The 14,079-nt window shown below is 53.7% G+C and carries 13 protein-coding genes; 9 read left to right on the top strand and 4 right to left on the bottom strand.

The window, feature by feature from the left end; genetic code table 11:
• The first annotated feature begins 136 nt into the window (after window positions 1–136).
• A complete protein-coding gene (locus LEPTO7104_RS35400; RefSeq protein WP_017301535.1) occupies window positions 137–367 on the top strand; it encodes a hypothetical protein in 231 nt (76 codons plus the stop codon).
• Between the two features lie 13 nt (window positions 368–380).
• A complete protein-coding gene (locus LEPTO7104_RS0126075; protein WP_040695663.1) occupies window positions 381–956 on the top strand; it encodes a hypothetical protein in 576 nt (191 codons plus the stop codon).
• On the opposite strand, the gene LEPTO7104_RS0126070 is transcribed toward LEPTO7104_RS0126075, so the two are convergent.
• Window positions 934–1,452: a hypothetical protein gene (locus LEPTO7104_RS0126070; RefSeq protein WP_017301533.1), complete on the bottom strand. Its 519-nt coding sequence runs from the start codon at window positions 1,450–1,452 to the stop codon at window positions 934–936. The two genes, LEPTO7104_RS0126075 and LEPTO7104_RS0126070, sit on opposite strands and share 23 nt — an antisense overlap.
• Window positions 1,445–3,520 (bottom strand): DNA phosphorothioation-associated putative methyltransferase, encoded by a 2,076-nt coding sequence (locus LEPTO7104_RS0126065; RefSeq protein ID WP_017301532.1) that lies wholly within the window; start codon window positions 3,518–3,520, stop codon window positions 1,445–1,447. Before LEPTO7104_RS0126065 ends, LEPTO7104_RS0126070 begins: the two co-directional genes overlap by 8 nt.
• 259 nt (window positions 3,521–3,779) lie before the next feature.
• Between LEPTO7104_RS0126065 and LEPTO7104_RS0126055 the strand changes: the two genes are divergently transcribed.
• The 6 genes from LEPTO7104_RS0126055 to LEPTO7104_RS0126030 all read left to right on the top strand — a co-directional run bounded on the left by LEPTO7104_RS0126055 (window position 3,780) and on the right by LEPTO7104_RS0126030 (window position 11,029).
• The gene (locus tag LEPTO7104_RS0126055) at window positions 3,780–4,706 is read left to right on the top strand and encodes a DUF4007 family protein (RefSeq protein ID WP_017301530.1); all 927 of its coding nucleotides are present in this window, start codon (window positions 3,780–3,782) and stop codon (window positions 4,704–4,706) included.
• Window positions 4,706–8,374, top strand: coding sequence for a hypothetical protein (locus tag LEPTO7104_RS0126050; RefSeq protein WP_017301529.1), 3,669 nt, complete (start codon window positions 4,706–4,708; stop codon window positions 8,372–8,374). The genes LEPTO7104_RS0126055 and LEPTO7104_RS0126050 overlap by 1 nt, the downstream gene beginning before the upstream one ends.
• Before the next feature lie 5 nt (window positions 8,375–8,379).
• Window positions 8,380–9,177 (top strand): Uma2 family endonuclease, encoded by a 798-nt coding sequence (locus tag LEPTO7104_RS0126045; protein ID WP_017301528.1) that lies wholly within the window; start codon window positions 8,380–8,382, stop codon window positions 9,175–9,177.
• 109 nt (window positions 9,178–9,286) lie between these two features.
• On the top strand, window positions 9,287–9,874 hold the full coding sequence (locus LEPTO7104_RS0126040; RefSeq protein WP_017301527.1) for a Uma2 family endonuclease: 588 nt from the start codon (window positions 9,287–9,289) through the stop codon (window positions 9,872–9,874).
• 553 nt (window positions 9,875–10,427) lie between these two features.
• Window positions 10,428–10,739 (top strand): hypothetical protein, encoded by a 312-nt coding sequence (locus LEPTO7104_RS0126035; RefSeq protein WP_040695661.1) that lies wholly within the window; start codon window positions 10,428–10,430, stop codon window positions 10,737–10,739.
• Window positions 10,740–10,825: 86 nt separating this feature from the next.
• On the top strand, window positions 10,826–11,029 hold the full coding sequence (locus LEPTO7104_RS0126030; protein WP_017301525.1) for a hypothetical protein: 204 nt from the start codon (window positions 10,826–10,828) through the stop codon (window positions 11,027–11,029).
• Between the two features lie 467 nt (window positions 11,030–11,496).
• On the opposite strand, the gene LEPTO7104_RS0126025 is transcribed toward LEPTO7104_RS0126030, so the two are convergent.
• Window positions 11,497–11,862: a hypothetical protein gene (locus tag LEPTO7104_RS0126025; protein WP_017301524.1), complete on the bottom strand. Its 366-nt coding sequence runs from the start codon at window positions 11,860–11,862 to the stop codon at window positions 11,497–11,499.
• A gap of 92 nt (window positions 11,863–11,954) precedes the next feature.
• Window positions 11,955–12,590 (bottom strand): nucleoside triphosphate pyrophosphohydrolase, encoded by a 636-nt coding sequence (locus tag LEPTO7104_RS37395; RefSeq protein ID WP_017301523.1) that lies wholly within the window; start codon window positions 12,588–12,590, stop codon window positions 11,955–11,957.
• Window positions 12,591–12,596: 6 nt separating this feature from the next.
• Here LEPTO7104_RS37395 and LEPTO7104_RS43005 point away from each other — a divergent pair, with 6 nt between their 5' ends.
• On the top strand, window positions 12,597–13,994 hold the full coding sequence (locus LEPTO7104_RS43005; RefSeq protein ID WP_017301522.1) for an HNH endonuclease domain-containing protein: 1,398 nt from the start codon (window positions 12,597–12,599) through the stop codon (window positions 13,992–13,994).
• Window positions 13,995–14,079 lie beyond the last annotated feature (85 nt).

Here is a 14,079-nt window from a genome sequence, read left to right as displayed (position 1 = left end):
TTTTGATGAGAGTTTCTGATCAATTTCGGGGAAAAATTGGTCGACCGATAAGCCCCACTGATCAATAGCCGAGGATGGTTAAAGCCTCGTATACTTGGGGTGATTCAAGCCCCCCCAACTGTGGAGTTTTCCGGTGATGAGTGATGAGGCTCCCCGCAGAGATTATTTAACCCGCTTTCAGCAGCAGGGCGAGGTGGCCATGGCAGAGCGGCCCCTTTGTGTGCGGTTGCCGGAGGATATTGACGCGCTGATGCGGGAGAAGGAGACCCGGACGGCGTGGTTGCGCGATGCCATTATGGAAAAGCTCTGGCGGGAAGGGGCGCTGCCAGAGCGGTATCAGGGATTAATGGATGAAGACGCGGATTGATGGGAGGCGGTTGATGTCAGCGCAACCCTTGGGCAAACATCTGACGTTGGAGGAGTTTTGCACCTGCACACAGACCTACCAGCGCTTTGCTGATCAGATTGACCCCTTTCCCAAAAATCTGGATGAGACGTTGCCAGCCCTGGAGGCGCTGTGCCAGCACATCGTTGACCCGGTGATTGATACGTTTGGGCGTAATCGCTTTCAGCTTACCTACGGCTTTTGCTCGGTGGATCTGAAGCGGTGGCTGGCCAAAAAAGACCCAGTGACGGGGAAGAAGCACGGTATCGCTACCCCCAGCCTCGACCAGCACATGGCCTACGAGAAGAATCGAAACGGGCGGTACTACTGCGATCGCCTCGGTGCCGCCTGCGATTTCTGCATTCTCGACCTGCCCAGCGATGCCCTAGTGGATTGGATTGCGGCCCAGGGACTGCCTTTTGACTCGCTGTATTATTACGAGCGCGATCGACCCATCCACATCAGCTATGGCTCCCAGCATAAGAGGGATATCTGGGCCTTTACCAAACAGAGGACACCGACGCGCCAGCACCCTTGGGCCTCAGCGGTCAATCCCACCAGTAGCAAATGAGAACGGCATCGGTTTTGTCGCCAAAGGTTTTGCCACGAAGACCACCTTTGAGGCGCATGGCAAAGTATTCGCGGAACTCCCAATCTTCCTCACCTTCAGGGATGGTACCGCCATAGACATCGACCACGTCGGCCCGCCATTTCTTGCCTAAATCCATCAGCTGGGCCACGGTGACGTCTCGGTTTTCAGCCAGCAGGTACAGCGTATCGGCTGGATAGGGTACAAAGTGCATCAGGCTGGTTTCTGGCATGGGGCGGTAGTTGGCCATGGCCAATAGCGTTTCCAACACACCGTTGAGGCTGAAGCCATCTCGGTCGGGGGCGTAGATGGGCTTGATGAACAGGAAGCTTTTCCAGAGATGGGGCTGTTGAGCCAGGTCAGTAATCACCTCTGGCCCGTCGAATTCGTTGAACCGGCGCTGCCACACCAGGGCCGTCATCAGCTCCTGAGGTGTATTGGCCTGGGCGATCGCCTCAATTTTCTCTACATCAAGCATCGGCACTACCCTTGGCTGATTGCGACCGAAGCCTGGCTTGGACTTGTTGTTTCTGCTCGTCGCTGGCATCTTTACGCCACACCACCCGATGTCCTTGCAGCTCAGCCCCGTGCTCTAGCAAGCATTTCTCCCAGCCGCGCTGGTCAAAAATTGCCTTTACATCATCCAGCAGGCCCCACTTTTGCTCTTGCTGGCTGAGTTTGGCGAACTTGGCATAAGCGGGATAATCAGGCCCGAGAGTCTGGTCTTTTTGGTGGAGCAGGGGCGGGTTGTCGAGATCGTAGTCGCGGTAGTGGACGTGGAGATCGCGTAGCGAGATCGCCATGCTGGTTTTCAGCGCTGGGTGTGGCTCTTTGTCAAAGTTGGGAAACGCCAGGTAGGTGATCTGCGGCTTCTGAACATGGAACTTGACCACGGTGGCTTCCTCGGGTCGGCCAATGGTGCGGGAGGCGCAGCCCTCGTAGAGGCGTAGCAGGGGGTCGAGCTGGTCTATCGCTGACATATGCACCCAGAGGGAGTTGGGGCGCTGCTGACCAATCGCGCTTTGCCGACACCGTTCTTCAATCAGGTCTGTGTGGCCCAGGCTCATCAGCATCAGGTCGGCGGCAGTGCAGGCTTGTTGGTAGCTGCCGAAGAGGGCTTTGATGTCTTGCTGAAGCTGGGGTGAGAGGTCTTTGAACTTGGGGCGGTGGCCGAAGTGGCTGAGGGCTAGGTAGACCAGCAGGTCATTGCGGCGCTTGTCGGCGATCGCATCCCATTCTCCTACATCGGTCGCTTGCAGAACGACAGTGAAGGCCCGCTTGATGTTGCCAAAGGTCTCTTGCAGGGATATCAGCTCCTGCGCCCCCAGTTCTTCCACCGAGGGCAATCGCCCGCGATCGGTGTAGAAATCCATCAGGGGCTGGAGGCGATCGCGGTATTCCTCAAACTTGCTGACTTTGAGCCGAATGCGGGGAGCCGTGGCGCGGGAGCGGAACCGGGAGGCGCGGAAGGCTTCGGCCTGGGCCTCGTCGCGAAAGACAAAGTAGATGCCCAGGGCAATGGGGATAGCGTCAACGCCGAGCACCTGGTCGATGTAGGCTTTGAGCTCTTCTTGATCGTAGTATTTCTGGAAGGTGTTGCGGCTGGTGATGATGCCGTCGCCGTAAGCGATCACGCCTCGGGTGCGATCATCGATCAGCACCTGGGCCGCGACAATTAAAACCTTCTGGGCCAAACCCCAGGCGTTGATCAAGGCTTCTCGCCGCTCGGCGGTGTCTTCAATGACGTTGATGATGTAGCCCAGGTTGACCACGTCGGCGGCGCTGTGGGGGATGTCGGGTCGAAAGTGAGGATCCCAACCGGAGCTGGTGAGCCCCAGGCGGTGGATGTACTCAATATCGGCCCCGTGGCCGCAGCCGTAGTCGAAGTAGGTAGCGTCGGGCGGGAAGAGTCCCGCTTCGACGGCGAGGCGGACGGGTTTGGAGGCGGTAACGCGGGCGATCGCAGCCTTGTGCCGCTGAATCTTCGGCTTGGGCTGGGTTTGCTTAGCCTCTGAAGTCATCGGGCAGGCGAGGGCGTGGCTATCGATAACCAGCTTGCGCTCACGTAGGCGCTGCTCCCAGGCGTGGCGGAAGCCGATGCCGCGCGGGTCATCTAGCAGCCCCAGCGCTTCTTCCTGCTTGGTTAGCCATGCGAAGGTGGCGTAGTGCGGGTAGCCAGGGGCGACAAAGGTTTCTTTGCGGTGGAGAACAGGGGGATTGTCGGTGGTGCTATAGTCGCGGCCTGTGGCCTTGAGGGTCTCTAGATTGACCTGAGTGCTGCGCTGAAGGGCGGGGTGGGCCTCGGTGTCAAAGTCTGGGTAAAACAGGTAGGCAATTTGCGGCTTGTCGAGGCTGAACTTGACCAGGGTGGCTTTTTCAGCCAGGGCCGTGCTGGCTCTGGCTTTCTTCTCAATGGCCTGTAGGGCGGGATCAAGGTGCTCCAGAGCGGAGACATGGACATAAAGGGCATCGGGTAGACGCTTACCGACAGAGCTGCGCTGGCACAGCTCTGAGTAGGTTGGCAGTTCTGTCGATACCTTGGCCATGGATTGGGGGCAAACTCCACCGATGGACGCGCTGATGGCTCTTATCCTACCGAATCTAGGGATTTTCAAAACTTTGCAAGAAGCATTCTCCGGGGATATAGCGTCTCTGTACGGATGAAGCCACTACCTGTAGAGTTTGATTAGGATTCGTTAGAAAGCTGTGTCTAAATTAGGCACTTCGCTAAAACCTATTCAGGATAAAGCTGGAGAAAACGGCTTGGCCTAGTCATAATTAGACAATACATTTGATCTATTTAATATGGGAAAAGCAGCAGTCAAAGAAAAGCCTAAGGCTACGGCGGTCTTTGCTCGCCATGAGACCTTTCATCCTCGCTTTGGCTGGCTGAAAAAGGGCTATGACCTGGCAGTAGCAGATCCTAATATTTTTTTGCGAGAAGATGCCCCCGTGCTGCTTGGGGTAGGGAAGAACATGGTGCGATCGATTCGCTACTGGTGTGGTGCCTTTAAGGTACTGGCGGAGCAGGAAGGCAACACCCTACCCACCCCGCTTGGACAACAACTGCTGAGCGATGACGGTTGGGATCCTTTTCTGGAGAATCCGGCCAGTCTCTGGCTGCTCCACTGGAATTTACTCAAAGCCCCCTGCACCGCTACGGCCTGGGCCTATGCCTTTGGCGAATTTCAGGCGGCAGAGTTTACCCCAGAGCGATTGGTGGATGACCTGCGGGATTACGCGAACGGCTTTAGTACCAACATTGCTGACTCGTCTCTTAGAAAAGATGTGAGCTGCATTTTGCGCATGTATGCCGACCAGGAGAGCAAAAAGGGGCCGACCGAAGATTCCATCGACTGCCCCTTTACCGCCCTGCGATTGCTCTATAGCGTGGGGGATGGGCGGCGCTATGAGTTTCAGGTTGGCCCCAAGGAAACGCTGCCCGCCGAGCTAGTGGTGGCGGCCTGTCTAGAATTTGCCGGGGTCTCTGAAAATGAAAGCTCGGCCATGGGTGTTTCTCGCTTGGCCCATTTAGAAGGCAGCCCAGGTCGGGTGTTTAAGCTTTCGGAGGCAGCGATCGCCGAAGCCATTGAGCACGTCGCTCGGCGGCGAGAAGATCTATCTATTTCAGATAGTGCTGGATTGCTACAGCTTCAATACGAAGGCGATCCGCTGGAGATGTCTGAGGCTATTCTGGACGGGTATTTTGCTGCTCAGCGGGTGGCGGTGTAGTGAATTCTCAACGTTTAGTCGATTTTCTGGCTGTCAACCGCCGCTATGCCCGCTCTATCAACCTAGAGCGTGATTTTGATGCCCCGGATGCGGTGGAGGGCTACATTCTCACCGATCGCGCGGTCGATGCCCTGCGGCGAATTTTGGCGTCGATGTTTGGCCGCAAGCGCACCACGGCCTGGACGCTGACGGGAGTCTATGGCACGGGTAAATCGGCCTTCGCCCACTTCTTGGCCAGCTTATTTGGGCCGGTGGAGAGTCCGGCCCGGCAGCTGGCTTTAGATATTGCCCGGCATAGTCTTCAGCTTGATAGCCCAGAATATGAAGCGCTGCAAAAGAAATTCCCCCAGCAGGGGCTGTTTCGAGCGGTGGCCACCGCCCAGCGAGAGCCGCTAAGACACACGTTAGTTAGAGCGCTCACTAAAGCCACCGATGACTTTTGGGCCAGGGGGCGCGAGCCCGAGGTGGTGAGAAAGCTAAACGACTGGGAAGGCGAGCTGGCGTTTGGTGACCCCTCCTTTAGCGATCGCGACGTGCTCAGCCTGATCAAACAGCTGGCGGCATTGGTCGATACCGACATCATTCTCGTTGTCGATGAGCTAGGTAAATCCCTAGAACACGCCACCCAGAACCAGGGCATTGCCGATCTCTATCTGCTTCAGCAGCTAGCGGAGCTGTCGCGCAAAAAGGGCACCCGGCTCTATATCTTTGGTCTGCTGCACCAGTCCTTTGCCGACTATGGCCAGCGCCTGGCGGCGGTGGAAAAAAACGAGTGGGCCAAAATCCAAGGCCGGTTTGAGGATATTCCCTTTACCGAGTCGTCTCAGCAGATGCTGCGGCTGATGGGGCAAGCTATCAACCGATCCCAGGCAGAGACGCTAACGTTCCCAGTGCGACAGCTCACGAAAGACTGGTGCGCCGTTCTCAGCGAAAAAGCTAACCTCACCGAACTCTCCCCAAAACTGCTAGAGGCCACGTATCCACTCCATCCCCTGGCAGCTATGGTGTTGCCAGAGCTGTGCATCCGCTACGCCCAGAACGATCGCTCTCTGTTTACCTTCCTCACCAGTGCCGAACCCCACGCCTTCCAGAGCTTTTTAGAGGCAGCGGAGATCGAAGAAATCCCAATTCCAAACGTTGATGGACCGGGGGTAAAGGCTCTGCCCACTCTAAAGCTGCACCACCTCTACGACTACTTTGTGGAATCCCTGGGGGCGGGTATGGGGTCGCGGCCAGGGCTACAGCGTTGGCTAGAGATCCAGACGTTGGTGGCCGACGCTCAGCACCGGGGCGCAGACACCGTGGCCCTGCTTAAAACCATTGGTCTGCTCAATCTGGTAACCAGTACTGGCCTATTTCGCGCCACCCGCCCCCTGGTGAAATTGGCCCTGGTCGATCAGCCCGACCCCGCTGCCCTGGAGCATTGGGAAGAGCAGATCAACGTGGTCACTCACCAGCAGGGCATTGTCACCTACCGGCGAGCGGTGGATGAGCTGCGCCTGTGGGAAGGGTCTGACTTTGATGTGGAAGGGGCGATCGCCCAATACATCGCCAAAGACACCCTACCCCTAGCTGACCTGCTGACCGAGACCTACCCGCTCAAGCCCATGGTAGCCCAGCGCCACAGCTACCGCACCGGCACTCTGCGCTACTTTGAGCGCCACTACTTAGCCACCAGCGGCGATTTAGAAACCCTAGTCTGCACCCAGGCCAACTGTGATGGGGCCGTGGTCTACTGGCTGAGCGAAACGGCCCCCAGCTCGGTGCCCGCTCAAACCGTAGATGGTAAGCCCCTGGTAGTGATTGCGGCGGCTAACCTACCACTGCTGGCGATTCGTGCCCAAGAATATCGCGCCCTGTGCCAAATCTACAGCCGAGAAAGCGCCCTGCAAAGCGATAAGGTGGCCCTGCGAGAAGTGCGCCATCGTCGCCTACAGCTCAAGCAATTGCTAGACGACACCCTCACCCAGGCGTTTAACTTTGGCACCCACCATAATGCCTGCTGGGTAGAAGGCAAGCCCCACGATATCGGCAGCGTTGCAGATTTTAATGCTCTGCTGTCGGTGGTGTGCGATCGCACTTACTCCCAAACCCCCATCCTCTGGAATGAGCTGATCAACCGCCGCACCCTTACCACCCAGGGGGCCAAAGCCCGCCGAGTCTTGCTCGAAGCCATGCTAGAGCAGCCCGAGATCAAGCGCCTGGGACTGGAGGGCTATGGGCCAGAGGTGGCCATGTACTATTCAGTGCTCCAGCAGACCGGCATTCATCGCCAAGAGCAAGGCGATTGGGGCTTTTACCCGCCGCTGCCCTCATCCCCCCAGCCCCCTTCTCCCAGGACGGGAGAAGGGGGCGTAACCCGATCCGGTTCCCCTCTCCCCCAGGGAGAGGGGTTAGGGGTGAGGGCCACCCTCGGCCAATCAAACCTTGGCCCTATCTGGGCAGCCATGACCAAGTTCTGCCTGGGCGCAACTGATACACCTCAATCCATTAGCGAGCTGTACCAGACGCTCAATGCTCCGCCCTACGGCATGAAATCCGGCACAATTCCAGTGCTGCTGGCGGCGGTGCTGTTCCACTACAGCGATGAGGTCAGCGTCTACAAAGAAGGTACCTTTATCCCGGTGCTGGGGCCAGAGCATTTTGAGCTATTGGTCAAAGATCCCGCCCGGTTCTCGGTCAAGCACATTGAAGTCACCGGGGTGCGTAGCCAGGTGTTTCGTGAGCTGGAGGAAGTTTTACGGGGTGGCGTGGGTAAACCCCACCGCCAGTCGAAGGCGCGAAACCTGACGGTGCTGTCAGTGGTCAAGCCGCTGATTCAGTTTGTGCGCAAGCTGCCCAATTTCACCATCAAAACTCGCCGCATTAGTGAGCGATCGCGGGCCGTGCTGCAAACCTTGCTTTACACCCAGGAGCCTGACGAGCTGCTGTTTGAGGCTTTGCCCCATGCCTGTGGCCTAGCGCCCATCGTTGTATCTAAGGCCGATGATGGCACCACCGCCCGCACCTACCGAGAGCACCTAGTGGAAGCCCTGCGCGAGATCAATGGCGCTTACGATGCCCTGCTAACCGAGTGCCAAGACCTGCTCTACAGCGCCTTTGGTGTTCACAGCGATCGCACCCAGCTGCGTCGAGATCTTCAGTTTCGCGCCAGCCGGGTGCTGGGCAACTGTGTAGAGGCTAGCCTTAACCGGTTTGCCAGGGCAGCAGCGGATGAAGCGGTAGGCGATCGCCAGTGGTTAGAGGCGATCGTGATGGTGATTGCCGATAAACCGGCAGAATCTTGGAAAGATGAGGATGTGACACGCTTTGAGCTAAATCTCAGCGACCTCTCCCGCCGATTTAAGAACCTAGAGGCGTTGCAGGCTTCGGTGAAAGCCACCAGCAAAGGCGGGTTTGAAGCCCGACGGCTGACGGTGACTCGCCCTGACGGCACCGAGGTGAACAAAATGGTCTGGGCCAGTGACGAGCACCAGGCCAAGGTAGACCCTTCCATCGACGACCTCTTTAGGCAGTTCCCCGACCAGCAACTACTTGAGGTTCTGCTGACTCGGTTAACCGAACGCATGTTTGATGAGTCAAAATCATATCAGGAGCCTTCTATGCAAAAGACTTTTGAAGTCGATGGCATCCGTCGTAGGACAAGACCGAGACGTTCCAGGGGATAACCACCATGCAGCAACTCAAGCGCCCCGTAGAGCAAACTGACCCACCCCGGTCGGCCCGAGAAACGCTGCCCACCATGTATGACCTACCGAGCGAAGATCCAGAGGAGCCGGGCTTGCCTGACGAGTACCATTACCTACAGCCCCATTTGCTGAGCGCTACGCTGCAACTCACCACCTACGCCGCAGACGAGGTGTTTAGCGTTGGCGATATGAACCTCTACTACGACGTAGACCATCCCCTCTGGCACAAGCGCCCCGATTGGTTTGCGGTGGTGGGGGTGCCCCGGCTGTACGATGGCCGGGATATGCGGCTTAGCTATGTGGTGTGGCAAGAGCGGGCAAATCCCTTTGTGGTGGTCGAGCTGCTCTCTCCTGGCACCGAAAAGGAAGATTTAGGCCAAACAGAGCGGGCTCCGGGCACCCCACCGACGAAGTGGGAGGTGTATGAGCAGATTCTGCGCGTACCCTACTACATTCTCTTTGACCGATATACCAACAATTTGAGGGCGTTTCATTTGGTTGGCGGGCATTATCAACCGCTCGACTTCACCGATCAGCGCATCCAGATTCCTGAGTGGAATATTAGCCTGGGGGTTTGGCAGGGGAGTTATGAAGGCATTGCGCGGCTATGGTTGCGGTGGTTTGATGCCGAGGAACGGTTAATTCTTTCTGCCGAAGAACGGGCTGAGCAAGCTGAAGAACGGGCTGAGCAGGCTGAAGGACAAGCTAGCCAGGCTGAGGAGCGGGCAAGTCGTTTAGCCGAGCGTCTGCGGGAACTAGGGATCGACCCCGACCAAGTGTAATTCAGGCCTACAGCAGCAGGTCAGCGGCCTGTCCAGCCAACCCGACGATGTGACCAACCTGACACTCTCTATACTGTAGTTATTTACGAAACAAGCTCCGGGAATTGCCATGCCCCCGACGACGCTGCCCTTGCCCACGCCTTTGATACTAGATTTAGACCTGACTGACGAGCAGTTTTTTCAGCTCTGTCAAAACCACCATGACCTGAAATTTGAACGCACTGCGGCTGGAGAGCTGATCATCATGTCGCCGACGGGAGGAAATACGGGCAAGCGCAATGTTAAGCTGACCACCCAGCTCGATATCTGGAATACCCGCACCCAGCTTGGTGAGGTGTTTGATTCATCCACCGGCTTTACCCTGCCCAATGGTGCCGATCGCTCCCCTGATGCCGCCTGGGTCAGGAGCGATCGCTGGCAAGCCCTCACCCCTGAGCAGCAAGACCAGTTTGTGCCTCTCTGTCCTGATTTTGTCGTCGAGCTGATGTCGCCTAGCGACTCCCTAGAGCGCACTCGGCAAAAAATGGCTGAATATTTGGACAATGGAGCCCAACTCGGCTGGCTAATTAATCGCAAACAGCGACAGATAGAGGTCTATCGCCCCGGCCAGACGGCGGAGATTTTGTCAGCGCCGACAACGCTTTCTGGTGATGAGGTCTTACCAGGGTTTGTGTTGGATTTATCGCTGATCTGGTGAGTAGAGACTTTAACCTACGGTTCGCTGACGCTATCAGCAGCGTTTTTCACCTTCAAGGGATCTATCTGTAGCGTATAAAAATCTCTTATACCGCTATCCATAGTAGGTACTTGAGAAATCAGGCACTACCTGTGAAAAAAGAGCGAACCGAGGGTTTAAGTAGGGCTTGCTGAAAAAGTCAAAGTCATTGATGTGCAGTTATTTCAGCCATTCAAGTGCAAACTATGTGCAAGGGTGTTTAACGAGATTTCAAGGGTTTCAGCGTTTTTTACCTTGCACATAGGTGTCGCCCAAATCAGCTGTATTCCTTGTAGGTCAGGCAATTCTGACTTTTTCAGTAGCCTCTAAGTAAGCGGAGCAGTTAAACACTGGCTATTGGGCATGGGGTGTAAGTCAGGAAAGCTATAAAAAGTTCGTTACGGGATGACCTAGGCTCAAAAGCGATTCAGCTATTCTTAGCTCTCAAGGTAGGGCACTCTAATGGGAGAAGATTAATCCTGATGTAGACGCATACAGGATGTAAAAGAAAGAGGCCCGATGTACGGGGGAGAAAATGGGTTCTAAGTTCAACTTTGCTTGTCCTGCTTGTGATTACTCTGCCATGGTCTCGGGCAAGCGCGACTATGGCATGGTTGCCGTAGTTAAGACGATGGTTTGTCAGGACTGCCAAGAACTGGTCGATGTGCTCATTGGTCGATATGGCAAAGATGGTCCAATAGGAGATTCTGATTACGATCAGGATCTCGGCGTTTGTCCTGACTGCAAAGGGCAAAACATTGCCCCTTGGCCAGAGGAGCAACCTTGCCCCCGGTGTGAGAGCCCTATGGTCGTAGATCCTGATGGGTTAGAGATGCTTTGGGATTAAGCTAGCGAACTTACTCTTTACCCAGTCTTATAGGGCAGGAACCTTGCCCTCTGGTGCCTCTGGTTTATAGTTCACCCAACCACCCCATGCGCCCGATCGCAGATCTTCTCGATTTCCTCACTCACCAGATGTCGATGCAGGCGGTGTATCAGCCGGTGGTGATACTGCACTTGCTGACGCGAGGAGGGCTGGCTACCCGCGCCGACCTGGCCCGCACCCTGGGCGGCTACGACGAGGTGGGGCTTGAATTTTGGGTATTAAACATTAGTGATGTTTATACATTACTTTGAAAGACATAAGCGTTACAAGAAAATGAGTTCCCATTTATAAGTTTAGTTTAAGTATTTCTTTGTAAGACATAAGCATTTGTTGAAAATGCTTTGACGTTATGGACTAATGCTTAAGCAATATCAATAAATGCTTATAGGTTTCTTTACAAAGTATAAGCATTTGTCAAAAACGCTTTGACGTTACAAGCAAACGCTTACGCAATATCAACAAACGTTTAAAGGTTACAATCAAACGCTTGAGTGTTAGCTGTAAACGTTCTGACATTACAAGCAAACGCCTAAACGACAGCAGCAACCCCTGAAGTAGAACTTGCTAGGAATCAAGTAGTTGTCGCTAACGCTTAAGCAACAGCAACTACGGTTCAAGCCACAAGAGATGGGTTAAGTAAGGCAAGTATAATTACCTAATGGCTTGTCTGTCTTTTCAGTCAAAACTCAGCAGGACAAATGGCAACAGCACTCTCCCGTTATAGGTTTAGTGGCTCAATCCCTCGAATAGTAAAGCCTTGGGCAGTTTCGGGAGGAAAAAGTAACGCCATTTTCTGCCATGCTTCCTCTTCGGTATTAGCTTCTAAGATCAAAGGGGTATTTTTTGGATGATTTACCCCAAGGGCGTTTCTAGTGCAGAGATACAAACCTTTGAGCAAGTCGGCTCTGTCGAGAACTTCTGCCAACGGCTTTGGAGAATTATCCTTTGAGATCACCCCTTCCGAGACCAGACGGACATGAAGCTCATGAATTGCTTCCTCAATGACTGCCGATTCGTCAGCCTGTAAAGCTGTCTTTAGGAGATCTAGGAGTTTTGAGGCAGATTGACTCAGACGAATCTCCATAACGCAAGGCAAAATGGGGAGTTGCTGCAAAGCCGCTCCCCTATTAATACACTGATTGCGCCATGGTGGCTATTCTCTGATGGGCTTCAAACCTATTCCGGCTCAAGCCAGACCAGCTTTAGGCGTTTGTCAAAACCTCCCAAATTTTCGCGCCTCCAGAACCGTTCATGTTCCACCGCTAAATGGTCGATTTTGTAGGCAGCCAGCAAACAGTCGAGAATGTCATAGAGATCAGCGACTTCAGACCGAACATCACGCGACAGGGCATCCGCTACCAACAAAGACTTCCTCAGCAGCAGATCCTTGAGCTTGGATAGAAACTCATCTGATGGCATAGGTGCGGCTTCACACCGCTGATTTTCGGCTCTCAGTACATCTGGGATGCCGTCACGAACCAAATCTCCGATCTTAAACTCCATAGTCTTGAGCCTTTTTCCAATGTTTTCTAAGTCTTGTGGGGTATCAAATACAACCCGAAACGAAGCATCGCTATTAAGTCTGCATAGAGCTTGTCGGTGCCCTTCTGCATCTGACTCTTTGCGGAAGCGTCCAACTACTGCCCGCTGCATATCTGGTAACAGTCGAATCACAGCCCATGAAGCAAGGCTATCTCTGTAAGGCATTGCGGCAATCCCTCTGCAAACCCAAAAGTTATCAAGGATGATAACACATGCCTGCTGGTTATCAAATATGAGAACATTTACCGTCTGGCTTACCTTTGCCACCATAGGAGCATGGGAAAAGCAGGCGACGCACTACGACAGACCCTCGAAGGGCACGGCATCAGCCAGAATCAGTTGGCGGCGGCTCTAGAGGTTCCTCGACCTACCATTTTTCGCTGGTTTCATGGCCAAGTTGATCCAACGGCGGAAACGGTTGTCACCATTGTTGAGGCGTTGAGAGGGTTAGATGCTGGTGCCGCTGATGAGTTTGTGCGCCTATATCTGGGCAACCCATCCCCTACTCAGGCAAACGAAGTCTCGATCGTGTCAGGGCAGTCGCTACCGACATCAGAGCAGGTCAACGTTGCAGCCCTAACACGTATCTTTGCGGATACTACTAGTTCCTATAAGTATTTGTTCTTTCTGTCCTTGCTAGACATCCTGAAAAGACGGCATTTTGAGGTTCTGTCGCCCATCAGTTTTCAAGAAATGATCGTGGAAATGCTAGCTAATGCTTGGTTTCCTCACACATTTTTTAAGCTGTCGTTTGGGGCACAAGACCAGATTGCCAACAAGTTAGATTCTCTGGCGTTAGTGATCGAGGAACCAATTGTTCGCTTCAAAGACACAGATAAAACCTTGTTAAGAAAGGCGATTGCATCTCAAAACTTGAAAGATGCGGTGTTACACCTGCGACGCTATGTTCCCTTTCGGCTGATTATTCCATTTGTGGAATCTGAGCTAGTGGGCGTTAGCCGGGGCAAGGGTAATCAACTTGATATGGCCATGCCTGTTATTGCTGATCGTTGTTTTGACATTTGCAAACCGCTGTATCGCTTTGATTCAATCCAATACAAAGATTGCCAAGGTATTATTGTCCATCCAGCCTGGGCTAGTTATCTCGAACAGCATTACACTATTGTGCGCGGTTGGGCAGCTTGGGAATGGTTGGGATATATGCAGAAGCGTAATCCTAGCACCCCAGCAATTTCCAATAAGCTATTTATGCCCGTCAAACGCGATTCATTAGCTAAACAGACAGAATATTGGAAGCTGGTGATGCAATCTCAGGAGTTGCGCTGTATTTATTCTGGTCAAGTAATTGACCCTAACCAGTTTTCACTAGATCATTACTTGCCCTGGTCGTTTGTAGCCCATGATCAGTTATGGAATTTGGTTCCGACCTTGCAAAAGGTTAACTCAGCCAAATCCAATAGTATTCCTTCCAACGAATATTTTCGTGACTTTGTACTTCTGCAACATAAGGGACTAACAATAGCTCACGGTACCCTTACAGAAGGGAAATGGGCTAAGCAGGTAGAACCTTACATAAGTAATTTGAGCGTCAGCGACAGGAATGAATTGCTTAATGTAGAGAAGCTAAGCGAAGCCTATCAACATCTTTTAAAGCCTCTCATTTCTCTAGCATCTACCCAAGGATTCTCTTTTGGATGGCAATATCGAGCATAAGCATGTCATTTTTCATAGATCAGCCATCCTCAGATCATTAAAGACATAAGTATTTCTACTGATGACCAAGAAAAAACAACGTGCT

The organism is Nodosilinea nodulosa PCC 7104 (genome assembly GCF_000309385.1).
GTDB lineage: Bacteria > Cyanobacteriota > Cyanobacteriia > Phormidesmidales > Phormidesmidaceae > Nodosilinea > Nodosilinea nodulosa.
This window is presented reverse-complemented; position numbering and strand designations above follow the sequence as displayed.